Genomic DNA, 22,072 nt, shown 5'->3' on the forward strand with positions numbered 1-22,072 from the left:
ATAGTCGAGAGCGATCATGATTGAATGTATGAGTCAAGCCGTCGTTTTAGAAGTTAAAAACAAAATCGTCGTCGTTCAGCGGCTCCACGTGAATCGTGCGCACATAACCGTTGCCCTTCTTGGAGAAGAAGTCATGCTGCTTCGTGTGCGTGCTGATACCGTTGAATACGATCGGATTGACCGGCTCTTCCGGGAAGTGCGGCTCCAATCCCAAATTCATAAGCGCTTTGTTCGCGTTGTAACGAACGTAGGCCTTCACTTCTTCTTCGAGTCCGATCGGCGCGTACAGGTGATCCGTATATACGACTTCGTTCTCGTACAGCTCGAGCAGAAGCGCGTTTACTTCGCTCTGAAGCGCCGCTTGCTCTTCCGCGCTGAACGTTGCGAACAGCTCTTGAGCGAGCACGCCGACGTACAGGCCGTGAATGCTCTCGTCGCGAAGGATCAAGTCGATAATTTCGCCGCTGCTGGTCATCTTGCCTTGTCCCGCTAGATAAAGCGGGTAGAAGAAGCCGCTATAGAATAGGTAGCTCTCCAGGAAGACGGAAGCCGCCATCGCTTTGTACAATTCCTTCGGTCCGGTAATATTCGAGTACCAGGACGAAATCAGGTTCGCTTTCTTCTGGAGCTGCGGGTTCTCTTCCACCCACTTGAAGATCGCGTCGATCTCTTCGCCGGATGCCAGCGTCGTGAAGATGCTGCTGTACGACTTGGCATGAATTTGTTCCATCATGGACATGAAGGACAATACCGCTTTGCGCTGCAGGCCGTCCACATGCTCCAAAATTTTCGGCATGCCGACTCCGCCTTGGATCGTATCGAGCAGCGTCAGACCGCCCAGTACGTTTTTGTACAGCGTGCGCTCTTCGTCGGACATTTGCATCCAGTCCATCTTATCGTCGGATAATGGAATTTCTTCGTCCGTCCAGAACTGCATCACGTTCTGCTGCCAGAATGTCAGCGTGAAGTCGTCGTCCGGGCGATTCCAGTTAACTGCTTTCATATTTTAGAAAACTCCTTTAAAGGTAGTTCGAACATTTTATTGTTGTACAAGCGTTTGATCGCGGTTTAAACGGCGCAGCTCGTGCACTCTTCGACGGAGAGGCGCTTCGTTCTCGTGTAATAGAGAGATTTCAGGCCCTTCTGCGCCGCGTAGACGTAGAAGCGAGCCAGCTCGCGGGTCGTTACGTTGCTGTTCACGTGCAGGACGGTGGAGATGCCTTGATCCACATGCTGCCCGATTTCGGCGATCAGATCGATCAGCTTGAACTGATCAATATTGTAAGCCGATTTGTAGTAGAAGAAGTTATCCTGCGACAAATACGGCATTGGGTAATACGTAGTGGAGTTCGCGTACGTGCGCGTCTCGATATGCTCGACGATCGGCATAACGCTGGAAGTCGCGTTCTGGATATAGGAGATGCTTTGCGTCGGCGCGATGGCCAGACGGTACGCATGGTACAAGCCGTGCTTCTGCACCTTCTCCTTCAGCTCCGCCCAGTCCTCGGGGGACGGGATGTAGATGCCTTCGAACAATTCTTTCACGCGGTCAAGCTTCGGACGGTAGTCCGTCTCGATATAACGCGTGAAGTAAGTGCCCTTCGCGTATTCGGAGCGCTCGAAATCTTTGAACGTAATGCCGCGTTCCTTCGCGATTTCCATGCTTTTCTCCAAGGAGTAGTAGTTCATCATCATGAAGAACGCGCTCGCGAAATCCTTCGCTTCTTCGCTCTCGTAAGCGATCTTGTTCTTCGCGAGATAGCCGTTCAGGTTCATCGCGCCGAGACCGACGGAATGAAGCTCTTCGTTCGCTTTGCGCACGCCAGGCGCATTGTCGATCGTGGACAAGTCGCTGACCGTTGTCAGCGCTTCGATACCCACATGAACGGAATCCTTCACTTTCTTCTTTTCCATTACGTTCACTATATTGAGAGACGCCAGGTTGCAGCTAATATCGCGGCGGATGACGTCGTCGTAGCCGTAGTCGTTAATTTCCGAAGTTTCTTGCAGCTGGAAAATTTCCGTGCAAAGGTTGGACATCTTGATCGAGCCGATATCCTTAAGGGCATGCACGTTATTGGCGTTCGATTTGTTCATAATATACGGGTAACCGGATTCCAGCTGAATCGAAGCGATCTTCGTCAGCATGTCCCGAGCGTTCATGACCGTCTTCTTCGTCACGTTCTCGTTGGCGAGCAGCTCCTCGTACATCGCGTCCATGTCCATGTCGTCCAAATGCCGGCCGTAAGCCTTCTGTACGGAATGCGGTCCGAATACGACGAGCGGCTTGTTCTGAGCGGCCAGCTCGTAGAACTTGTTCGGGATGATGAGGCCGATGGACAATGTCTTGATGCGGGATTTCTCGTCCGCGTTAATCTTCTTGCAATCGAGGAACTCGATAATATCCCAGCCGAAGATGTTGTAGTAGCCCGCTCCGGAGCCCTTGCGCTGGCCCATCTGGTCCGCGTAGGAGAATGCGTCCTCCATCAGCTTCAGCACCGGCATAATGCCTTTGGCCGCTCCTTCCACGCCTTTGATCGGCTCGCCGCGTCCGCGAAGCTTCGACAGGTTGACCGCAACGCCGCCGCCGATCTTGGACAGCTGCATGCAAGTTCCGAGCACATAGTTGATAGAGTTAAGAGAATCGTCCATCTCCAGCAGGAAGCAGGATACCATCTCGCCGCGGCGGCTCTTGCCCGCGTTCAGGAACGTCGGCGTCGCAGGCTGCAGGCGCTGCTCGATCATCGCCTCCGCGATGCGGAGCGCGCGCTCGGCGTCGCCTTGTCCAAGGTGAAGGGCCACGATCGCGACGCGATCGGGATACTGCTCGAGATACTGCGCCTTGTTGTTCGTCTTCATCGCGTAGTCCTTGTAGAACTTGGAGATCGCCATGTACGACTGGAACTCGAAGCCGGCGCTCGACGTCAGGTTGAATACCGCCTCAACCTGCTCGTATGTATAATGATCGAACACGTTGTCGTAATAGTCGTTCGTAATCAGGTAATCCAGCTTCTCGCGCAGGGATCCGAACTTCACGCTTTTCTCTTCTACCTCCGCCATAAAGGCTTGTACCGCTTCCTTATCCTTGTCCAGCTGGTAGAAACCGTCCGCTCCGCGCTGCATCAATTCGTTGTTAAGTTCAATATGCTTCAATGGCCCGCACCCTTTCGACAAAATGTTCCGTATCTTGACTTGTTCCCGACAATTCAAACTTCAATATGACAGGCACATCATACTTCTTGGAGATCGTATCCGCGCTCTTCGCGAAGCCGGGTCCCCAGTTGCGATTGCCGCTAGCGGACACTCCGCGCAGCATGGCGTGGTTCTCGGCAAGGAAGGAATCCACCTTCTCCGGCACCTGTCCGAACCCCGTCGTATAGGTCACGAGCACGAACGGCTCGTCCACCTTATGCTGCTCGTCGATCTTGACCGCGCGCATATTCAGTTTATTGATGAAACGTTTGACATTGCCCGTTTTGGAATCGTACACAACCAGCACCGCGAGCCCGCTCCCCTACTGAATTATAGCAATCAAAAAGCGCTTCTGACCGCCGGTAGCAGGCAGACGCGCTTCATCTGGATATACTAGATGTAGTTGATTGAATTCACCATATCCATCAAGATGTTGTATGATGTTTTTGATTTTACATCAAGATATAGGTTCCGTCAATGAAAAATATGGAGAATCTATGAAACGGATTTTGCGGCGCACTCGACTATTTTAACAGATATGGCTATGATGGGATAGTGACATTTTATTGTTAAATGGAGGCTGCTATGGAGACGGAATTGAAGCGCACGGAAGCGCTCTCGGCGCTGCTGGAATTGTTCCGGGAGGCGGGGCGCGATGACAACGCGCTCCTTCAATATGTGGATAATCTGGAAAATAAGCTCGCCTTGCTGGAGGAGGAAAACGCGAGACTTAAGTCGGAGATCGGCAGGCTGAAGGACGCCGCGTCGAGACGATCGTCCATGCCTGCTTCCATGAACAGCAGGCTCAAAGACGCCCTCCGGGAGTAGCGGTTTGGGGACGGCGGGCCCGAACCGGGTTGTCGAAAATTCTCGCAAACGGTTCCGGGTCAATACAACGGCAACAACTTTTTTATACAAATATCGAGGAAATTCGACAGTCCCTGTGAACGACAAGGCTGCTCCAGCGCTCGGCAAGAGCGTCAGAGCAGCCTTGTTCGGTTGCTAAGCTTATTTGACCGCGGCGAAGAACAGCCTCTCGGAAGAGGCGTTAGCCGGCTTCAATTCGAAGTCCGCGTACCTGTCGACCGTGCGAAAGCCCGCCTTGCGAAGCGCCGACTCGATCCAATCGGGATCGTAGGCCCGTTGCAGGTGGGTCTCCTCGAAACGATGGAAGGACGGCGATTCGGATCCGCGGGCGAAAATCGTAAGATGATGCTCGATGAAGCAGCGCGAAGGCTCGAAGTCGCATGTCCATATGTAAGCGATATCGCGTTCGTCCAGGACGAAAGGCTGTTCCTCCGCGTAACGGATCAGCTGGCTTGGCGGATGCATATCGAACAGGAACGAACCGCCAGGCTTCAGCGCTTCGCACGTGCGGCGGAATGCCGCTTCGATATCCTCTTCCTCCGTCAGGTAGTTCAAGCAGTCGCAGAACGAAATAACCGCGTCCACAGGCTCGGAGAGCTCCCATTCGCGCATATCCTGCTGCAGCCAGCGGATCGTGCCGGCGCGGGATCTGACGGCCTGCTGCGGCGTCTCGTCCCACTTGCTGCGGGCGACCGAGAGCATATCCGAAGACAGATCGATGCCGTACACATGAAAACCCGAACGGGCCAGCGGAATGGCCAGGCTTCCCGTGCCGCAGCCCAGATCGACGACGGAGGCCGGAATGCCGTAGCGCGACCAGGCTTCCCTTGCAAAGCCCAGCCAATCCGCATACGGCATATCCTCCATCAGCTGATCGTAGACAAGGGCGAATTGTCCGTAGGATTGCGTCATTTCGTATCGGCCCCTTCTGTCTGCTCCTTCTCGCCCGGAGGCTGCGCGAGGTAGGTCCAGCTGCCCTTCTGCGTAACGATTCCGTCCTTCATCAGCTTGCCGAGCGCCCTCTTGAACGCGGATTTGCTAATGCCGAACCGCTGCTTGATGATGTCGGCCTCGGTCTCGTCGGAATAAGGCATGCCTCCCGCCGGACGTTCCTTCAGGAACGCCAGAATCCGGTCGGCATCCTCGACTCGTCCGACTTCCTTCCGCTCGGTCATGGAGAGGTTAACGCGTCCGTCCTCCCGTATGTAGGTTACTCTCGCGCGCACGCGTTCGCCTAGACGAAGCGGCTTCGTCCGCTCGGAGCTTGGGATGAGTCCGTACACGCCGAACCCGACGACTCCGCCGTCGACGATGACGAACGAGCCCATCTGGAGCGTCTTCGTTACCCAGCCCTCGACCCACGTATTCCGCCAGCTAGCGGGAGCTTCGAACACGAGCGGAGACAGATCTTCCTCGAAGGCAAGCTTGGCGACAAGCCTGCCGATCTTGTCGTGCTTCATCACGACGAATACTTCGTCGCCGGGAAGCGGCCGGTAGGCAATGCTCTCGGGAAGCTCGGAGAGAGGAAGCAGCAGATGCCGGCTGAGACCCATCTCGAGGAAGCAGCCGAGCTTCGGATGCACGTCGGCGACCTTCAGCCTGGCAAGCTCGCCGAGCTGCAGAAGCGGCTTCTTCATCGTAGCGGCCAGCCGGTCCTCGGAATCGAAATAGATGAAGACGGTAACCGTATTCCCGACGCCCGGCTTCGAACCGACCAGCTCCGTGTAATGCAGCAGTACCTCCGCCTCTCCGTCGCTCAGGAAAAATCCGTACGGAGACACTTCCCGCGATATTTTCAGCGTATAGGTCTGACCTGCCGTCAGGCTCATGCGAATTCCACGACCTTAGCGTCCGACCATAATCGTTCGATATTATAATAGTCCCGCTCGTCCCGGTGGAACACATGCACGATGACGTCGCCAAGATCGATGAGCACCCATCTCGCGGTATCCATGCCCTCGATGCCGCGCACGCGCCCGCCGCCGATTTCCGCCTGCTTGCGCACTTCCGTCGCAATGGCCTGCACTTGCGTATCGGAATTGCCGCTGCAAATCACGAAATAATCGGCCACAAGCGAAATTTCCTTCAGGTTCAAAGCGACGACGTTCATCGCTTTTTTATCTTCGGCGGCCTTCACCGCTGTTTTCAACAAAAGGTCAGCATTCAATGCCATTATGGACATTCCTCCTAAATATGACGAAGCAGCACCGCTTCGCAAGCTTCCAACATTCGATATCGTTAGTTTCCGCGAATTTCCTCAATTAATCCGTTCCGCGCTTCCAAAGTTAACGGATAAATCCTTTTGCCTTTGGCGATGAGGAAGCCGATCGTGCCGTCGAGTCCGGCCAGGACCGCCTTCTCCAGGCTTTCCTCGCCAATGGCGCGGATCTCGTCTACTCCGGGGAAGGACCGGCCCGGCTCGATATAATCGGCCAGCCATACGATCTTCTCCAGCTTGGACATGCCCCTGCGCCCGGACGTATGATACCGGATCGCGTCCAGCACGCCGGCGTCCGTAATTCCAAACTCCTGCTCCGCGACCCAGGCGCCGACGAATTGATGCCACAGCTCCTTGTCGTAGCCGAGCACATCCTCCGAAAGGCCGTTATCGCGGATTAGGCTGCCCTGGCGTTCCGTCGGCCAATATTTCGCGACGTCGTGCAGGATGGCCGCAAGCTCCGCGCGCCGCGGATCCTCGCCGTATCGTTCCGCGAGCAGGATGGCCGTCGCCATGACGCCCTCGGTATGAATCCATCGGCGCTCGGGCATCTCCGCCCGAACCCGTTCAATCATCAATTGACGATCCATAGAGCCCAAGCCCCCTTATATAAGCATATACCGGCTCCGGCACGAGATATCGCGCGGAACGTCCATCCGCGAACCGGCTCCGAATTTCCGTCGACGAGATGCCGATCTGCGGCATCTTGGCGAGAGTCAGCGAATCCCGCAGGAAGTCCGGCAGCCAGGTCAAGCGTAAAGGCTCTCCCGGCCGTTCCAATCCTATAAAGCCCGCCAGCTTCGACAGCTCTTCGATGCGATGCCAGCGCGGCAGATCGTTAATGCGGTCCGATCCGATAATATAAGAGAAGGCATGTCCGGGGTGAAGCTTGCGCAGCTCCGTTACCGTATCGATGGAATAACTGACTCCGCCTCGCTTCAGCTCGATATCGAGGACCCGGAAAGAGCCGTTACCCTGGGTGGCCAGGCGCACCATCTCCACGCGCCGTTCCCCTGTCGCAAGCGGCGCCCGATCCTTAAGCGGCGGATCCGCGGTCGGGATGAACCAAACCTCGTCCAAGTCCGCCTGCTCCCGGGCCGTTTCCGCCGCGATGAGATGCCCTGCGTGTATCGGGTCGAACGTCCCGCCCATGATGCCGATCTTCTTCACTAACTCCAGCTCCTCTTCTTAAGGAAGCTCAATCGTTTTGTGGTCCTTGGACTCCTTGTACAGCACGATGGTCTTGCCGATAACCTGCACAAGCTCGGCCCCCGACGCCTTGGCTACTTCGACGCCGATTTCCTTCGGGTCGTCAAGGCAATTGTTCAGCACGGAAATCTTGATCAGCTCTCTCGTCTCGATAGCCTCTTCGATATGGCGGACCAGCTGGTCGTTCGTTCCGCCTTTGCCGACCTGGAATATCGGCTGCAAATGATGCGCCTGCGAGCGCAAATAACGTTTTTGTTTGCCTGTTAACATCTTCTCAACATCCTTTGTCGTATACGTATGGTCCATATTCTATCGTTGCCGCATGCGGGCTCCCAAAACGCAAATTCGCCTCTCATCCGAGAAGCGAAGCGAGCACCTCTTCCCTCATCGCGGCCGCCGGCGCGGGTTGCCCCGTCCAATACTCGAACGCGTAAGCTCCTTGATAAATAAACATGCCGAGACCGCCGTGAGCGGTGCAGCCTCTAGCTTCGGCCGCCTTCAGGAATGCGGTCTGCAGCGGGTTGTAGATCAGGTCGCTCGCCACCGAGCCCGGCTTCAGCCATTCGCCCGGGACGGGAGACTGGCCGACGTCCGGGAACATCCCTACGGACGTTGTATTAATGACGATGTCCGCGTCCGCGCACCACTCTTCCAGCTTATCGGTCGAAGCTGCCTCGACGGGGGCCGAGCCGCCCGAGAGGGACGCGGCCAGCTCCGCGGCGCGGTCAGCCGAGCGATTCACGATTCGAACCCGCTCCGGATTTTCCAGAAGCAGCGCATAAACGATGCCGCGGGACGCTCCGCCCGCGCCGATGACGGTGATTCGCTTGCCCGACAAATCAGGCAAAGCTTCCTCCTTAAGCGACCGCACATAACCGATGCCGTCGGTGTTGTAGCCAGTCAGCTTGCCGTTATCGTTCACGATCGTATTGACGGCCCCTATGATGCGCGCGCTTTCGTGAATATCGTCGAGGAGCTCCATGATGCGGAGCTTATGCGGAATCGTGACGTTCACGCCGCGGATGCCCATTGCGCGTACGCCCTTGACGAAATCCCCGAGCTTATCGTCCGTAATATGGAAAGCCGAGTAGACGCCGTTAATTCCCGTTTCCCGGAAAGCGCGGTTCATCATGATCGGCGATTTCGAATGGCGGATCGGATCGCCGATTACGCCGTACAGCACCGTATGGCTGTCAATTTTGTGTCCTGTTGCTATCCCCGTCACAGTGTCTCCCCCTTAACCATTAACCGGAGCCCCCGATTCAAGATCCGGTTAGATCATCGAATCGCGCAGCAAAACTTTGACGCCCTTCGGCGCGTAGACGTCCATCAGCGCGCCGCGCATGCCGTTCACCTGAATCCACCCGAGGCCGGAAATAAAGACGTCCTGCTTCTCCCCTTGTCTGACTCGCAGCGAATGTCGCGTCCATTCCGGAATCGACTCCAGCTCCTCGAGCGTAGGCGCGCCGAGCAGCTCGCCCTTATGATCGTCATAGAGAGAATCCGCCCTCTCGAGCTTCGTCCGATGGACGTTCAAGGCGTTGGAAATATAAAGCGTAAAGGATTGGCGCTCGCCTTCGACGAAATCAAATCGAACCAAGCTGCCGATGAACAAGGTTTGCTGCTCGTTCAGCTGATAGACAAGCGGCTTGATCGGCTTATCGGGCAGCAGAGAGCCCAAGAAGCTGCGCGGCACGACTTCGGTCATGCGGCTGGCATATACGATGCCCGGCGTATCGATAATCGATTTGCCGTCCTCGAGCGGAATGTTCACCGCGTCCAGCGTCGTTCCGGGATATCTGGACGTCGTCAGCTCCCGCTCCATATCGCTGTAATCCCGGATCAGCCGATTAATGAGCGTGGACTTGCCGACGTTGGTCGCGCCTACCACGTACACATCCCGATCCCCGCGGTGACGGTCCAGCGCTTCGATGACATGCTCGAACCCCATGTTGCGCTTGGCGCTGCATAACACGACGTCGATCGTGCGGAGCCCTTGGGCTTTGGCTTGCTTCTGCACCCAATTCCGGATCCGGTTCGTGTTCATGCCCTTCGGCAGCAAGTCGATCTTGTTCACGACGAGCAGCACGGGATTGTTCCCTACGAACCGCTGTAGGCCCGTAATCAAGCTTCCTTCGAAATCGTACAGGTCGACGATATGCACGACCAGACTGTCCGTCGTTCCGATGCTTCCCAGCAGCTTCAGGAAATCGTCCTGGTCCACCGCTACGGATGAAGCTTCATTATAATGCTTGATCCGGAAGCAGCGCTGGCAGATCACGGGTTCTTTCTGCACGGCCGCCTCCGGTATGTATCCGGCTTGCTCCGGATCTTGGAACTGCAGCTTGACGCCGCAGCCCGCGCAGGAAATCGCGGTCTCTCTTAGCTGTTGGTCGCTCACTTCGTTTCCTCCTCGTACCACAAACCGCGCTTGCGAAGCCTCGCGAGCGCAAACCGTTCGATCCGGCGGTTCACCAGCGTCATAACGCCTTCGTCTGCCGGCGAGATCGGAATGACCAGAATCGTGAACAGCCCCATCCTGTTGCCGCCCAGCACGTCGGTCATCATTTGATCTCCGATCATGACCGTTTGCTGCGCTTCGAGGCCCAGCATCGCGAGCGCTTTGCGGAACGACGCCTGCGTCGGCTTCTTCGCCTTGTGCAAGAACGGAATGTCCAGCGGCGCCGCGAAGTTGCTTACCCGCGTTTTGTTATTGTTGGACACGATGACGACCTTGAAGCCCGCGGCTCTTACCTTATCCAGCCAAGCGACCAGCTCCGGCGTCGCCAGAGGCTCCTTCGCCCCGACGAGCGTATTGTCGAGATCCGTGATGATGCCTCGCACGCCTCTGGCGGCGAGTTCATCGAGGTTAATATCATATACCGAATTAACGCGCATATTCGGCAGCAATCGTTCGAACATAAGTGAATATCCCTCTTCTTTCTCCCTGCTATCTTACGAAACTATACCATATAATCCGAATTTGTTGCAAAAAAATACCGCTTGGCGGCGAACGCCGTCAAGCGGTATGCGCGAGTGCTGCCTGCTACTTCAGCTCTCCGATCAAATAACGCACCTTGCTCACGAACCGGTCGGCTTCCTCCCTGGAAGCCGGGGCCGCTCCGTACTTCGCCTGCTCGAAGCGGTCCAGCACGTAGCGGAAATCCTCCTTGAGCCGCTTCTGACTCTCCGTCCACCTGGAGACGGCTTCGCGAAGCGTCTCGTGCTCCGCCCGTTGAAGCCCCCGCTTCCTGCACATGCGGAGAAGACGGTTCGTCTCCATGACGATCAGCTCGTTGGCGGTGTAGGAACGGTTCCGAAGGCTGCGCCAAGTCTGCAGCACCTGCCGGCGTCCGAGGAACGCGGCGGCCGCCGCGACGATCGCGATAGCCGACAAGCCGATCCACGCCCATGCGCCGTTAGAGGATTTCGAAGTTTCCGCGGCATCCGGAGTCGTCTCCGGCAAATCCGTGTCCGTCTCGGGAAGAACAAGCTCTTCCCCTTCGGGCGCCACATACGGGAAACGGAAGCCCGAAGTCGGTTCGAACGGAATCCAGCCGTAGCCGTCGAAATAAATTTCGACCCAGGAGTGCGCATCCGAGTTGCGCACCGTATACATCCCCGCTCCGGTAGGATTAAGGTCCTCCTCGTCCAGCATGCCGCTTGGCGGACCGTAATAATCGGCCGGCAGGGCGCCGGGCGAGAAGCCCTTCACCCACCGGGCCGGCAGATCCAGCGTGCGGGCCATAACGGCCATCGAGGTGGAGAAGTAGTCGCAGTAGCCTTCGAGAAGCTCGAAGAGGAACTGATCGACAAAATCCCCGCTCTCTCCCGACAGCTTCGATAAATCCGGTTTATTATTGTAGGCGTACGTATTCTTCAAATACTGCTCAAGCAGCTTCGCTTTGTCGTAATCCGTTGCGCCGGCGGCCGTTATCTCGGCCGCAAGGCTGCGAACGCGTTCGGTAACCGTGTCCGGGAGCTGCAGATACATCTGGTTAAGTCTCGCATCAGGCAGCCGGGCTTCGGTGCCGCGGAGTCCCTCTTCGTCGAGGACGACGACGGAGGACGTAATCGAATACGTCTTCGGATACTCCTCTTCCCCGTTCCAGCGGAGCTCCGCGCTTTCCGGGAGCCAGCTTAGGCGCCGAGGCAGAGCCGCCTCTGGCTCTCCGATCCAGTTGATCTTGGAGATCGGCGCCGCTCCGAACAACACCGGGAAGACGTCATCGCGTTCGATCGTGACGATCTGGCTCACGTTCGTCACTTCCGCAAGCGAAGGCTCGAAGGTAAGCGCGAGCTCCTGCTCCTTGGCGACGCGGGTCATCTCGACCGGAACGTCCGAGTCATCCCAGCCTTTGCCGTTGTAGACGGTCTTGTCTTCTCCGCGCCAGTAGCTCTTCTGGGAGGTCTGAACCGTCATCATCGGCGAGAAGTCGTAGTCGAAGCCGCCGCCCAGCTCCTCGTCGTTGCGGCTGTAGCCAGAGCTCGCGTTCCCGCTCGAGAACGGCTCGCTGTCGTCCACCATCGCTTTCTCTCCGAGAAATACGCGTACTTCTTCGCCTTTCGCGTTCTTCCATATCGTGTAAGGATCCTGGAGCAGCGGAGCGATCGAGGGCACGTTCAGCGCGATGACCAAGAAGACGGCCAAGACGACGGCGGCCGGGGTGATGACCCGCACCGGATATTCCAGCAGATGGCTCCAGCTGTCGGGATGCTTGCGCTCCAGGTTGTGCAGGTGATCCAGCACCAGCCAGATCAATCCGACGAAGACGACGATCGCGACGTTATCCCACAGCCAGATCGGGGTGAAGGAATCAGCGACGGTAAGCAGGAGAATGCTCGCCCCGATAAAGCCGAACATCCGGATTCTCGTCACCGTCCATAGGCTGAACAAGAGATGGATAAACCATAGAAGAATGCCGAACCAAATAAAAGGATGAAGACCCGCAAGCGTCTGCTGAAGCCACCAGCCCACATCGCCGGCTTGCTCCGGCGGCGCGACCTCCCATTCCATTCTGGCGTGGCGGAACGATAAGATAACGGCCGCAAGGAATTGCAGCGTCCATCTGACGAACCTCAGCCGATAAGGCAGAAACAAATCGATGATGAATGCCCAAATTAACGTGCCGTAAGCGATCGCGTAGCTTTCGGGCCACCAGTAGTCTTCGAAGATGGCCAAGCAGCTCATGACGACGGCCGCGACGAACAAGGAAACGAATCTCTCATACCAATGGCTGCCGAAATAGTGCAGGATGGCCTTCGCCGGCTTCCTCATGCGATCACGCTCCCTTCGAGCGCGGCCGGCAGCTCCTGCAGCTGACGGATCTCGTAAACCGGCCAGCCGCGGCTCTCCACGATTTTTTTCCAGGCCACGTTGCCGGATATTTTCTCAGCCGAGCGGATATGAATGAGACAAGGGGTCACGCCTTTGCGCGACAGCCATTCCATGCTCTGAATAATTTGGCTTCCCGTATCGGGCGAGATCAGCAGCGCGAAGCTGCCGGGCTCGACGATGGAATCCGCAAGCTGCAGCGAGTGATAGATCGGCTGCGGAGCGTCCGCCTCGACGAACGTCAGATGCTTCATGACCATATTGCGCTGCTCCATGCCGGACTTCGGCGGCAGCATCGTCACTCTCTCGCCGATGGACAACAAGCCGATCGCCGTATCGTCGCGCGAGCCGTGCTCCATGAACGAAGCCGCAGCGGAGACGGCCAGCTCGAACTGCTCATCGGCCGAAGCGCTGGAAGAAGCCGCGTAGCGATCGAGAATGATCAGCGTCCGGGGAAGGGATTCCCGCTCGAAAGCCTTCGACTTCCACTCTCCCGTCTTCGCCGTCGCGTTCCAATGGACGCGCGACAGCCTGTCGCCGTGATGATACTCGCGGACGCCGTTGATCTGCGTCGTTTCCTTCGCGGAACGCGAGGCGGCGGCATGGGAGTAAGGTCCGCGAATGCCGCGCTGGAAGCCGTTCCACTGCCTGAGCGGCACGGTCTGCGGCAGAACGCTGAACACGGCCTCCCTGCGGAACGTTCCCGCGTGCTCGAATAAGCCGAAGACGTCATAGGAGAGACATTCGGTATCCCGGAAGCGGTACTCGCCTCTCGTGAGCGGAGGCGTCCGGTACGAAACGTCTCCCGAGCGTTTCCAGTTGGGAACGAACGACGTCTCGAAGCTCAGCTGCTGGCCGTTATGCCGATGCAGGACATCCCTCACGATGACATACGGCAATGGGAAATATCCCGGAATTTTTACATTCAGCTGGACCTCCAGCGCGCCTCCGGAGGAAATGGGCCCGTGCGGGGAAACGCCATGCGCCTGATAGGTCCGGCTTCCCGTTACCTTGCTGATGCCGCTCCACCGGCCGAGCATGAGATACACGAGCAGCAGGTTAAGAATAATAAATAACATGAATGCGGTTTTGCCGCCCTGGAACAAAAAGTAGAAAAGACTGCAGCCGTACACGAAAGCGATGAACCGCCAGCGAATCCGTTTTGCTTTCTTCGCTTCCATGGCGTTATCGCTCAAGCCGGACCGGCACTTTCGTGGATTGCAGCACTTGCAGGGCGACGTCCCTCGATTGAAGGCCGTTCATTCTTGCTTCCGTTCGAAGCAGCAGGCGGTGCGAGAGGACGAACGGCGCAAGCGCTTTAACATCATCCGGCGTGACATAATCGCGCTGCTTCAAGTAAGCGCTCGCTTTGGCGGCGCGCGTCAGCGCGATCGCCGCGCGCGGGCTTGCGCCCAGCATGACGCTGGCGTGGTCCCGGGTGCCCCGGACAAGGCTCACGATATATTTGCCGACGGCGTCGTCGATATGAACGCCCAGCACCTGGCTTTGGATTTGAATCATATCTCCGGTCTCCAGCACGGGTTGCACGTTATCGGAAGGGTGGTAGCTCCCGCTTGACGAGATCATCTTCTGCTCGTCGTCCTGGCTAGGGTAGCCAAGCGAAAGCTTCATCATGAACCGGTCGAGCTGCGCTTCCGGAAGCGTATACGTGCCTTCGAACTCGATCGGGTTCTGCGTGGCGAGCAGAATGAACGGCGCGGGCAGCTCGTACGTGTCGCCGTCCACCGTCACGCAGCCCTCCTCCATCGCCTCGAGCAGCGCGGACTGCGTCTTCGTCGTCGCGCGGTTGATCTCGTCGGCGAGCAATATATTGGTCATGACCGGACCCGGCCGGAAGATGAAGCTTTCTTGTTTGGGATGGTAGATCGATACGCCCGTTATATCCGTAGGCAGAAGGTCGGGGTTGCACTGAATCCTCCTGAATTGTCCTCCAATCGACTTTGCCAGCGCTTTCACCAGCTGGGTCTTGCCCGTTCCCGGCACATCCTCGAGGAGAACGTGTCCGCCGGCCATGACCGCGATCAGCAATCTCTCAATCTCTTCTTGCTTTCCCAGGATACAAGTGTTTAAGTTTCGAAGTATCGTCGAGCATAATTGCATGTCAGCAGTACGAATATCCATTTCATAACCTCCCGGAATTGAGTCTAGGAATGCGCTTTAATAATAGAAGAAGTTCAAAAAGTTGAAAAACGTGCTGAAAAGCGGACTTTTTGAGCAAGTTATAATAGTACTATTTTACAGTAGGTTATAGACATTAACAAATCGTGTTCTTCCAAAAAAAATTGGAGAATCCCACAGGATTCTCCAATTACCACAAGTTTCTATTTGCCTATCCTTTAGGCCGAACGACCAGGGCGGCGAGGAACGAGAAGATGATCGCCGCCGAGATGCCGGCGCTCGTCACTTTGAAGATGCCCGAGATGACGCCGATCCAGCCGGAGTTATGCAGCTCCGTCAGCGCGCCGTGAACAAGCGCGTTGCCGAAGCTCGTAATCGGGACGGAAGCGCCCGCGCCGGCGAATTTGACGAGCGGCTCGTACAAGTCGAAGCCGTCGATGATGGCGCCGATTACGACGAGCGTGGCCATCGTATGGGCGGGAGTAAGCTTCAGAACGTCGAACATCAGCTGGCCGATCACGCAGATGGCGCCTCCGACCAGGAAAGCCCACAAGAAGATCATGGCGATAACTCCTTTCCCGCAGCAATGGCCACAGCATGGGCAATACAAGGAATGCTCTCGCCTTGCTGGAATGATAAAGGCGACAGCAGCGCGCCCGTCGCCACGACCAATACGCGCTTTAGCTCTCCGCGCGCGATCCGCTTGAGCAGATGCCCGTACGTCACGACGGCCGAGCAGCCGCAGCCGCTGCCGCCTGCCTGAACCTTCTGCTTCTCTACGTCGTACACCATCAGGCCGCAGTCGTTAAATTCCGTATGGTCCATCGGCACCCCGTTCTGCATAAGCAGATCCTTGGCGATCGGATGGCCGACGCCAGCCAAATCGCCGGTCACGATGAGATCATAGTCGCCCGGTGTCCTGCCCGTATCGTTGAAGTGCGCCTGAATCGTATCGACGGCGGCCGGCGCCATCGCCGCGCCCATATTGAACGGATCCGTGATGCCCAGGTCGACGACTTTGCCGATCGTCGCGCATTCCACGACGGGACCCTCTCCGGTCGACGCGACGATCGCGGCGCCGGCTCCCGTCACGGTATATTGCGCCGTCGGAGGCTTCTGCGAGCCATACTCCGTCGGATAACGGAACTGCTTCTCCGCCGTGCAGTTATGGCTGCACGTGCCGGCCATCACATGCGTGGCCGCGCCGCTGTCGACAAGCTGCGAAGCGATCGCCAGCGATTCCATCGAAGTTGAGCACGCCCCGAATACGCCGAGGTACGGAGCCCCGAGCGACCGTGCGGCGAAGCTGTTGCTGATGATCTGATTCATCAGATCCCCGCCGACATAGAAGTTGATGCCGCTTTTGTCCATCTTCGCGTTCTGGATGGCGAATTCCGAGGCTTGCTCAAGCAATAGCCGCTCGGCTTTCTCCCAGCTTTTCTGCTGCATGTCGAGCTCGGGATGCACCAGATCGAATTCCGAAGCGAGAGGCCCTTCCCCTTCGTCGGGTCCGACCACGGTTGCCGCTCCGATAATGACGGGTTTGTTCTCGAACCACCAGGATTGTTTGCCGCGGAGCATGTTATTGCCCCCCGGTTCCCAGAATAAGATGCGCGATGCCGACAAAAAATGCCGCGACCGTGCCGTACACGATAACGGCGCCCGCGAGCTTGAACATGTTGCCCCCCACGCCGAGCACGAGCCCTTCGCTTCGATGCTCCAGCGCCGCGGAGCACATCGAATTCGCAAAGCCCGTCACCGGCACGGCCGAACCCGCGCCCGCGAATTGCGCAAGCTTGTCGTAAACCCCTAGACTCGTCAAAATAACGGATATCAGGATCAGAACCGCAACCGTCGGATTGCTCGCCTCCTCGGGCGTCATGTTCATCAAATGAACGAAAAGCTCGGATATCGCTTGTCCGACGAGGCAGATCGAACCGCCGACAAGAAACGCTTTGACGCAATTGCCAAGCACAGAACGGGGCGGTTCCTTCTCTTTGGCGAAGGCTTGGTATTCCTTCGGCGACATCGACATCTTTTTGTATGGGCTTGAAGTGTTTCCTTTCGACGCCAATTCCGTTTCCTCCCTTATAACATAAGCTTCAATCCTTTTCATTATTTGTAGGTAGCGAATCGGTTATGCCAACAAAAAAAGAATGGCTCATTCCGCCGCGCGGCGGAATGAGCCATTCTTCATGGAATAGAAGCTTATGCTCTTACGGATAGGCCTGCCGCTTCGAATACAAGGTCAAAACCGTTCTTCGAGCGCTGCGCCAGCTCCTCCGGCGTTCCTTGCGGCGGAGCCGCGGCCAAAATTTCCTGCGCGACGGGACCCTCGTAACCGATCTCCTGCAGAGCCTTCAGGAAGCTGGCGAGATCAATAACGCCTTCGCCCGGATAAAGCCGCCCGTTGTCGAGCGCTTCCTCCACGGGTACGTCGGGCGCGTCATTAATGTGGACATGGACGATCTGGTCCTTCCGCAGCGCCTCGATCGCGCTCGCGTCCATTCCGTTCGTGTACCAATGATAAGCGTCCAGCAGGAGGCCTACGTTCGGCTCTCCGATCGCGTCAATCCAATCAAGCGTCTCTTGCATCGTCCAAATAAACGGATTTTTCCATGCCGTGCGCAAATGATGCGGACCCACAAATTCCAGTCCTAGCGATAGGCCGTATTCGCCGAGAATGACGGCGCACTCGCGAAGCCTGCGGGTCGCAAGCGCCATGAAATGCGCGGCCTTCAGGTCCGTCGACGGCAAAATATACGTGCAGCAGCGCGTGCAGCCCAGCTTCTGGGCAGCCTCGGCCGACTTCGACAGCTCCTTCAGCCCGTTCGCGAACTGCTCCTCCGTTCCCCGCCATTCCACAGGCAACCCGATCGATCCGACGACGACGCCATGCTTCTCCAGCAATCTCTTCGCCTCTACCTCGCCATACTTTTCAATTAAGGCTCTCGCGTCCAGGTCAACCGCCTGGAATCCGAATTTTCCCGCTAGTTCTATCAGCTGCCGCTCATCCTCCAGCTTGCCCAGCCCGGCGCCCGTAAGTCCTCTCAGCATGCTCCCTGCCTCCTATTTGTTCAGATTCCAGTCCAGAATCACTTCATGTCCGGTTCTCGAGCTTTCGTAGATGGCGTCAAGAATCAGATTGTTCGTAAAGCCCGTAAGCGCAGACGTTATCGGCGTTGCCCCGGTTTGAATGCATTCCAGGAAATGTCGGCTGAGGCGCGCCCTCTCGCCTTCGTCGTTGTCCGGCTTCGTCAGCGGCGTCTCCAGCGGTCGGTTGAACTTCTCGGTCAGCAGCTTGCCGGAACCTCCTCTATAGCTCGCTCCGCCTTCCGTGCCCATCAGATGTACGAACGGCGTATTGTCCGTATCCATATGAACCGCCCAGCTGACCTCGAGGGACAAGGTGCTGCCGTCCTCCATCTTGATCAGCGCCGTCGCTAGATCCTCGACATCATAAATGCCGTCCCAGTTCGGCTTGCCCCATGTTCCGATGCCCTTGCGCTTCGGACCGAACTCCGCGTAAGTGGAGCCGTAGACCGAAACCGGCTTCGGATTGCCCATCAAATATAAGGCCAGATCCAGCATATGCACGCCGATATCGATCAACGGACCGCCGCCGGACTGATCCATCCTCGTAAACCAGGTACCCCAGCCCGGAATCCCTTTGCGTCTGAACCAGCCGGTTTTGGCGGTATAAATTTTACCGAGCTCGCCGCGCTCCACTTGCTCCTTGATCGCCATCGGAATCGCTTCCCACCGCATCTGATGACCGACCATCACGACGCGGTCCGACTTATCCGCCGCCTGCAAGATTTGGCGTGCTGCATCGCTGTTGATGCCCATCGGCTTCTCCAGCAGTACATGCTTGCCGGCTTCGATCGCCTGAACGGCAAGCGCCGCGTGGAATTGGTTCGGCACTCCGATGACGACCGCGTCGACGTCGCTGCGTGCGATCAGCTCCTCCGGCGTCGCGGTTACGGCCGGGATGCCGTGCTGCACCGCCCTTTCTTGCGCCAGCGGAAGGTATGCATCCGTAATCGCCGTAATGTCGCACAGCTCCGATAGCTTGGAGAACTCCTGCGCATGCACGTTCCCGATGTTGCCCGCGCCGATAATGCCGATTCTAATCTTGTTGCCCATTCCGATAACCTCCGATATGTCTTCTATTTTCGATTGTCCATGCAACTCATAGCAAACGCTTACGCCCTTTATGTTAAAATAATCGTATCCAAAAAGAGTGCTGGTTTTTTCGATAAATATCTCATTTTTTCGGAGGCTGTCATGACCTACTTTCCAGACTATCTCAAAACATATCCGAACATGAATACGTCTAGCCCTCTGCATATCAGCCTTAATCGGCTGCCGAACGGCTTCCGGGCTCACCGGCACGATTTTCTCGAATTTTCGTATGTGGTCGAAGGGGCCGGGCGCGAAGCGATCAACGAGACGCTGCACGAAATGCTGCCCGGGACGTTCACGTTCGTGCTGCCGTATCAGATACACGAGCTGTATACGGGCACGGACGGACCGCTGACCTTATATAATTGCATGTTCAGCATGGACTTGCTGATGGAATCCTCCGCGGGGGAAGGGCTGCTGAGGCTAATCGATCTCGCGGGAGAAAGGCCTTTTGTCCAGCTTGAAGGGTCGGATCGCGAGCGGATGAAATGGCTAATCGAGGATATGTACCGGGAGTACGCGGGCCGCGAGCCTTGGAGGCAGACGATGCTGCAAACCCGCTTGAAGGAAATATTGGTTCTCTTCGACAGGACGAGAAGGACCGCTAAGCTTGGAGGAACAAGCGGCGGCCATCATTCCGCGGATAGCCTTCGCGCCGGAGATGGAAGGAAGACGGGTTCGATCTGGTCCATCATTCATTACATTCATCAGCATTACCAGGATGAGCTGGCCTTGTCCGATCTTGCCGCGCGTTTCTCTCTCAGCGTTTCGCGGATGAGCGAGGTGATCAAGGAAACGACCGGTCAAACCTATTCGCAGTTTCTCCGCGATCTGCGGCTCCGGCATGCCTGCGGACTGCTCGCCTCGACGGAAATGAGCGTCGCCGAGGTTGCGATGGAGGTCGGCTACGGCTCCTACAAGACATTCTCGCGGGTATTCCGCGAAAGCAAAGGCCTCGCTCCGAAGGACTATCGCAGATCGATCGCCGCGCGCCGATCTTCCGCTGATACGTAAACGAACTTGAATAGCCGCAAGCGCGCCAGGAGCTGGCATGCTTGCGGCTTAATGAGTTTACAGCTTTGTTTTCCGATCCATGATGTAGAGAATACCGTATAAGAGGACGCTGTTGTACAGCAGCTCGTAAAGCACCTCGCCCAGCCGCATATTCTCGAACGGAATAAAGGTGACTTCCTCGTTGCCCGGACCATGGTTCGCAAAGTCCACTTGTAAAAACACCAAAGACATGCTCGATTCCCTAAACGGAAACAGAATTTCTCCCAGCCATCCAACCAAACTATAAATCGCTATGCATGCGGCGATGCCAAGGAAGATCCCCAATTTACCTTCAAACATTCGCGCGATGGCCACCCCGAAGAAAATGACGATGGTCGTCGAGGCGAGCCCGAACACATAGGCCAACAATATGCTGAGCGCATGGATGATCGTTAAATGCTCCGCAGCTAACGCGGACAACGTCTCGATGTCGAATAGGAGCCTATAAATCCAATCGTGCAGGAAATACAATCCGGCCAATACCGCATGCGTGGCAAGCAGCAAAACAAAACACGACAACACGGTGTATAGCGACGGAAGAGGAAGCAGCCTCCTGCTGTATGACTTCAAATTGGCATTAAACGTCATGCACGCCGCGATAAACGCCAGAAAACCGCAAAAGGCGTAGAGCATGCTTGAGATAACGTATTGCACAGTAGGATCGTAATCCCGATACCATGCGAAAACCGAGAAGCCGATTTGGACGGCGATCAAGATGCAGAACATTGCCGTAATCGCGGTTGCGTTGCGCTTCCAATCGTATTTAAGCAGCTTGATCATTCCGCATACACCTCTTTGAATAGATCGACGACGCTTCTTCCGCGCGTCATTCGGATCTGCTCCACTTCCTCGTGAAGGACCAATCGGCCGTCTTTGACGAAGATGACCTCGTCGAAAATGCGTTCGATATCCGTTACTAGATGCGTCGATACGATCAGACAGCTGTCCTCGCTGTAATATTGGACGATGGCATCCAATATCTTCTCCCTGGCGACGGGGTCCACCCCGCCGATCGGCTCGTCGAGCAAATACAGTCTTGCATTCCGCGACAAGGCCAGCGTCAGCTGCAGCCGCTCGTTCATGCCTTTGGACAAGGACGACACTCTGTCGCGGTCCGACAGTCCCATGAACGACAGCATTTCCTTCGCCTTGGCCCGGTCGAAATCGGCGAAGAAATCGGCGGAGAACGCGATCGCGTCCTTCACGCGCATCCACGGCTCGGTCATCGGCTTATCCGGCATGAAGGAAGTCATCGCTCTGGACTGCCTGCCGACGGGCTCGCCGCAAATCCGGATCTCGCCCGATGATGGGGCGGCGATGCCCGCAACCAGCTTCATGAGCGTCGTTTTTCCGCTGCCGTTGCTGCCCAGGAGGCCGATGATTTTGCCCGCGCCGGCCTTGAACGATACGTCCCTGAGCGCTTCCTTCGAGCCGTATCGCTTCCCGACCTGCGCAACCTCCAATACCGGCTCCATTCTTAAGCGCCTCCTTTGGCGTTCGCGTCGTCGCGAACGGCGTCTTCCACGAGCGCGACGATGTCCGCCCCCGTGAAGCCAAGCTCTTTCATACCGCCCACGAATCGGTCCAGCAGCTCCGCCGCCATTTCTTTTTTTATCCGCATAATGGTCGACTCCTCTTCCGTTACATAGCGGCCAAGACCGCGTTTCGTTTCCACGATGCCCTCGCGCTCCAGCTCTTGGAACGTGCGCTGTATCGTATTCGGATTAATCTGCAGCTCGGCGGCGAGGTCCCGAACGGATTCGATTTTGTCGCCGGGCCCCAGCTTGCCGATGACGATCTGTTTCTTCATGTAATTCATGATCTGGATGTAGATGGGGGCATTATTGTCGAATTCGATAGTCACAATGGGCCAT

General features: G+C 56.8%; 25 protein-coding genes. 2 read left to right on the plus strand and 23 right to left on the minus strand.

Annotated features, from left to right (window positions below; all coding sequences use genetic code 11):
- Positions 1 to 46 precede the first annotated feature (46 nt).
- The 3 genes from nrdF to nrdI form a co-directional block, all read right to left on the minus strand.
- Entirely contained in the window at positions 47 to 1,003 is a 957-nt protein-coding gene (gene nrdF / locus NQZ67_RS07840; protein WP_257444366.1) for a class 1b ribonucleoside-diphosphate reductase subunit beta, read from the minus strand.
- Between the two features lie 65 nt (positions 1,004 to 1,068).
- Positions 1,069 to 3,153 carry a class 1b ribonucleoside-diphosphate reductase subunit alpha gene (gene nrdE, locus NQZ67_RS07845; protein WP_257444370.1) on the minus strand — a complete coding sequence of 695 codons (2,085 nt, stop codon included), beginning with the start codon at positions 3,151 to 3,153 and terminating at the stop codon, positions 1,069 to 1,071.
- Positions 3,140 to 3,499, minus strand: coding sequence for a class Ib ribonucleoside-diphosphate reductase assembly flavoprotein NrdI (nrdI, locus tag NQZ67_RS07850; protein ID WP_257444372.1), 360 nt, complete (start codon positions 3,497 to 3,499; stop codon positions 3,140 to 3,142). The genes nrdE and nrdI overlap by 14 nt, the downstream gene beginning before the upstream one ends.
- Positions 3,500 to 3,777: 278 nt before the next feature.
- Here nrdI and NQZ67_RS07855 point away from each other — a divergent pair, with 278 nt between their 5' ends.
- Positions 3,778 to 4,020 carry a hypothetical protein gene (locus NQZ67_RS07855; RefSeq protein ID WP_257444374.1) on the plus strand — a complete coding sequence of 81 codons (243 nt, stop codon included), beginning with the start codon at positions 3,778 to 3,780 and terminating at the stop codon, positions 4,018 to 4,020.
- 180 nt (positions 4,021 to 4,200) lie between these two features.
- Here the strand turns inward: NQZ67_RS07855 and NQZ67_RS07860 are convergent, their stop codons facing one another.
- From NQZ67_RS07860 to NQZ67_RS07940, 17 genes are all read right to left on the minus strand, one after another.
- Positions 4,201 to 4,971 (minus strand): class I SAM-dependent DNA methyltransferase, encoded by a 771-nt coding sequence (locus NQZ67_RS07860; RefSeq protein ID WP_257444376.1) that lies wholly within the window; start codon positions 4,969 to 4,971, stop codon positions 4,201 to 4,203.
- Positions 4,968 to 5,888 carry a CvfB family protein gene (locus NQZ67_RS07865; RefSeq protein WP_257444378.1) on the minus strand — a complete coding sequence of 307 codons (921 nt, stop codon included), beginning with the start codon at positions 5,886 to 5,888 and terminating at the stop codon, positions 4,968 to 4,970. Before NQZ67_RS07865 ends, NQZ67_RS07860 begins: the two co-directional genes overlap by 4 nt.
- The gene (gene rsfS, locus NQZ67_RS07870; RefSeq protein ID WP_257444380.1) at positions 5,885 to 6,232 is read right to left on the minus strand and encodes a ribosome silencing factor; all 348 of its coding nucleotides are present in this window, start codon (positions 6,230 to 6,232) and stop codon (positions 5,885 to 5,887) included. Before rsfS ends, NQZ67_RS07865 begins: the two co-directional genes overlap by 4 nt.
- A 65-nt stretch (positions 6,233 to 6,297) precedes the next feature.
- Positions 6,298 to 6,867 carry a bis(5'-nucleosyl)-tetraphosphatase (symmetrical) YqeK gene (gene yqeK / locus NQZ67_RS07875; RefSeq protein WP_257444381.1) on the minus strand — a complete coding sequence of 190 codons (570 nt, stop codon included), beginning with the start codon at positions 6,865 to 6,867 and terminating at the stop codon, positions 6,298 to 6,300.
- A complete protein-coding gene (nadD, locus tag NQZ67_RS07880; RefSeq protein ID WP_257444382.1) occupies positions 6,845 to 7,447 on the minus strand; it encodes a nicotinate-nucleotide adenylyltransferase in 603 nt (200 codons plus the stop codon). Before nadD ends, yqeK begins: the two co-directional genes overlap by 23 nt.
- An 18-nt stretch (positions 7,448 to 7,465) precedes the next feature.
- Positions 7,466 to 7,756: a ribosome assembly RNA-binding protein YhbY gene (gene yhbY / locus NQZ67_RS07885; protein ID WP_257444385.1), complete on the minus strand. Its 291-nt coding sequence runs from the start codon at positions 7,754 to 7,756 to the stop codon at positions 7,466 to 7,468.
- An 82-nt stretch (positions 7,757 to 7,838) separates the two neighbouring features.
- Complete coding sequence (locus NQZ67_RS07890) at positions 7,839 to 8,711, minus strand: shikimate dehydrogenase (protein ID WP_257444386.1); 873 nt, start codon at positions 8,709 to 8,711, stop codon at positions 7,839 to 7,841.
- A 48-nt stretch (positions 8,712 to 8,759) separates the two neighbouring features.
- Positions 8,760 to 9,887 (minus strand): ribosome biogenesis GTPase YqeH, encoded by a 1,128-nt coding sequence (gene yqeH / locus NQZ67_RS07895; RefSeq protein WP_257444388.1) that lies wholly within the window; start codon positions 9,885 to 9,887, stop codon positions 8,760 to 8,762.
- On the minus strand, positions 9,884 to 10,408 hold the full coding sequence (locus NQZ67_RS07900; RefSeq protein WP_257444390.1) for a YqeG family HAD IIIA-type phosphatase: 525 nt from the start codon (positions 10,406 to 10,408) through the stop codon (positions 9,884 to 9,886). Before NQZ67_RS07900 ends, yqeH begins: the two co-directional genes overlap by 4 nt.
- Before the next feature lie 124 nt (positions 10,409 to 10,532).
- Positions 10,533 to 12,764, minus strand: a complete 2,232-nt coding sequence (locus NQZ67_RS07905; protein ID WP_257444392.1) for a transglutaminase TgpA family protein — start codon at positions 12,762 to 12,764, stop codon at positions 10,533 to 10,535.
- Complete coding sequence (locus NQZ67_RS07910) at positions 12,761 to 14,017, minus strand: DUF58 domain-containing protein (protein WP_257444394.1); 1,257 nt, start codon at positions 14,015 to 14,017, stop codon at positions 12,761 to 12,763. The genes NQZ67_RS07905 and NQZ67_RS07910 overlap by 4 nt, the downstream gene beginning before the upstream one ends.
- Complete coding sequence (locus NQZ67_RS07915; protein ID WP_257444396.1) at positions 14,007 to 14,963, minus strand: AAA family ATPase; 957 nt, start codon at positions 14,961 to 14,963, stop codon at positions 14,007 to 14,009. The genes NQZ67_RS07910 and NQZ67_RS07915 overlap by 11 nt, the downstream gene beginning before the upstream one ends.
- Positions 14,964 to 15,171: 208 nt before the next feature.
- Positions 15,172 to 15,522 carry a stage V sporulation protein AE gene (gene spoVAE / locus NQZ67_RS07920; protein WP_257444398.1) on the minus strand — a complete coding sequence of 117 codons (351 nt, stop codon included), beginning with the start codon at positions 15,520 to 15,522 and terminating at the stop codon, positions 15,172 to 15,174.
- On the minus strand, positions 15,519 to 16,541 hold the full coding sequence (gene spoVAD / locus NQZ67_RS07925) for a stage V sporulation protein AD (protein ID WP_257444400.1): 1,023 nt from the start codon (positions 16,539 to 16,541) through the stop codon (positions 15,519 to 15,521). The genes spoVAE and spoVAD overlap by 4 nt, the downstream gene beginning before the upstream one ends.
- Position 16,542: 1 nt before the next feature.
- Entirely contained in the window at positions 16,543 to 16,995 is a 453-nt protein-coding gene (gene spoVAC, locus NQZ67_RS07930) for a stage V sporulation protein AC (protein WP_257444574.1), read from the minus strand.
- A 173-nt stretch (positions 16,996 to 17,168) separates the two neighbouring features.
- A complete protein-coding gene (locus NQZ67_RS07935; protein WP_257444402.1) occupies positions 17,169 to 18,017 on the minus strand; it encodes a sugar phosphate isomerase/epimerase family protein in 849 nt (282 codons plus the stop codon).
- Between the two features lie 12 nt (positions 18,018 to 18,029).
- The gene (locus NQZ67_RS07940; protein ID WP_257444577.1) at positions 18,030 to 19,112 is read right to left on the minus strand and encodes a Gfo/Idh/MocA family protein; all 1,083 of its coding nucleotides are present in this window, start codon (positions 19,110 to 19,112) and stop codon (positions 18,030 to 18,032) included.
- A gap of 135 nt (positions 19,113 to 19,247) precedes the next feature.
- Here NQZ67_RS07940 and NQZ67_RS07945 point away from each other — a divergent pair, with 135 nt between their 5' ends.
- On the plus strand, positions 19,248 to 20,159 hold the full coding sequence (locus NQZ67_RS07945) for an AraC family transcriptional regulator (RefSeq protein ID WP_257444404.1): 912 nt from the start codon (positions 19,248 to 19,250) through the stop codon (positions 20,157 to 20,159).
- 57 nt (positions 20,160 to 20,216) lie between these two features.
- Here NQZ67_RS07945 and NQZ67_RS07950 read toward each other — a convergent pair whose 3' ends face one another.
- The 3 genes from NQZ67_RS07950 to NQZ67_RS07960 are packed head-to-tail and all read right to left on the minus strand — an operon-like array spanning position 20,217 to position 22,062.
- Positions 20,217 to 20,978, minus strand: coding sequence for a hypothetical protein (locus NQZ67_RS07950; RefSeq protein ID WP_257444406.1), 762 nt, complete (start codon positions 20,976 to 20,978; stop codon positions 20,217 to 20,219).
- Positions 20,975 to 21,673: an ABC transporter ATP-binding protein gene (locus NQZ67_RS07955; protein WP_257444407.1), complete on the minus strand. Its 699-nt coding sequence runs from the start codon at positions 21,671 to 21,673 to the stop codon at positions 20,975 to 20,977. The genes NQZ67_RS07950 and NQZ67_RS07955 overlap by 4 nt, the downstream gene beginning before the upstream one ends.
- A gap of 2 nt (positions 21,674 to 21,675) precedes the next feature.
- Positions 21,676 to 22,062 (minus strand): GntR family transcriptional regulator, encoded by a 387-nt coding sequence (locus tag NQZ67_RS07960; RefSeq protein WP_257444408.1) that lies wholly within the window; start codon positions 22,060 to 22,062, stop codon positions 21,676 to 21,678.
- Positions 22,063 to 22,072: the final 10 nt, after the last annotated feature.

Origin of the sequence: Paenibacillus soyae (assembly GCF_024623455.1) — a bacterium.
GTDB lineage: Bacteria > Bacillota > Bacilli > Paenibacillales > Paenibacillaceae > Pristimantibacillus > Pristimantibacillus soyae.

Excerpts from the sequence above, each read along its gene's own strand:
- nrdF (WP_257444366.1), bottom strand. The coding sequence starts at position 1,003 with ATGAAAGCAGTTAACTGGAATCGCCCGGACGACGACTTCACGCTGACA.
- NQZ67_RS07855 (WP_257444374.1), top strand. The coding sequence starts at position 3,778 with ATGGAGACGGAATTGAAGCGCACGGAAGCGCTCTCGGCGCTGCTGGAA.
- NQZ67_RS07860 (WP_257444376.1), bottom strand. The coding sequence starts at position 4,971 with ATGACGCAATCCTACGGACAATTCGCCCTTGTCTACGATCAGCTGATG.
- NQZ67_RS07865 (WP_257444378.1), bottom strand. The coding sequence starts at position 5,888 with ATGAGCCTGACGGCAGGTCAGACCTATACGCTGAAAATATCGCGGGAA.
- rsfS (WP_257444380.1), bottom strand. The coding sequence starts at position 6,232 with ATGGCATTGAATGCTGACCTTTTGTTGAAAACAGCGGTGAAGGCCGCC.
- yqeK (WP_257444381.1), bottom strand. The coding sequence starts at position 6,867 with ATGGATCGTCAATTGATGATTGAACGGGTTCGGGCGGAGATGCCCGAG.
- yhbY (WP_257444385.1), bottom strand. The coding sequence starts at position 7,756 with ATGTTAACAGGCAAACAAAAACGTTATTTGCGCTCGCAGGCGCATCAT.
- NQZ67_RS07900 (WP_257444390.1), bottom strand. The coding sequence starts at position 10,408 with ATGTTCGAACGATTGCTGCCGAATATGCGCGTTAATTCGGTATATGAT.
- NQZ67_RS07905 (WP_257444392.1), bottom strand. The coding sequence starts at position 12,764 with ATGAGGAAGCCGGCGAAGGCCATCCTGCACTATTTCGGCAGCCATTGG.
- NQZ67_RS07915 (WP_257444396.1), bottom strand. The coding sequence starts at position 14,963 with ATGGATATTCGTACTGCTGACATGCAATTATGCTCGACGATACTTCGA.
- spoVAE (WP_257444398.1), bottom strand. The coding sequence starts at position 15,522 with ATGATCTTCTTGTGGGCTTTCCTGGTCGGAGGCGCCATCTGCGTGATC.
- spoVAD (WP_257444400.1), bottom strand. The coding sequence starts at position 16,541 with ATGCTCCGCGGCAAACAATCCTGGTGGTTCGAGAACAAACCCGTCATT.
- spoVAC (WP_257444574.1), bottom strand. The coding sequence starts at position 16,995 with ATGTCGATGTCGCCGAAGGAATACCAAGCCTTCGCCAAAGAGAAGGAA.
- NQZ67_RS07935 (WP_257444402.1), bottom strand. The coding sequence starts at position 18,017 with ATGCTGAGAGGACTTACGGGCGCCGGGCTGGGCAAGCTGGAGGATGAG.
- NQZ67_RS07945 (WP_257444404.1), top strand. The coding sequence starts at position 19,248 with ATGACCTACTTTCCAGACTATCTCAAAACATATCCGAACATGAATACG.
- NQZ67_RS07950 (WP_257444406.1), bottom strand. The coding sequence starts at position 20,978 with ATGATCAAGCTGCTTAAATACGATTGGAAGCGCAACGCAACCGCGATT.
- NQZ67_RS07955 (WP_257444407.1), bottom strand. The coding sequence starts at position 21,673 with ATGGAGCCGGTATTGGAGGTTGCGCAGGTCGGGAAGCGATACGGCTCG.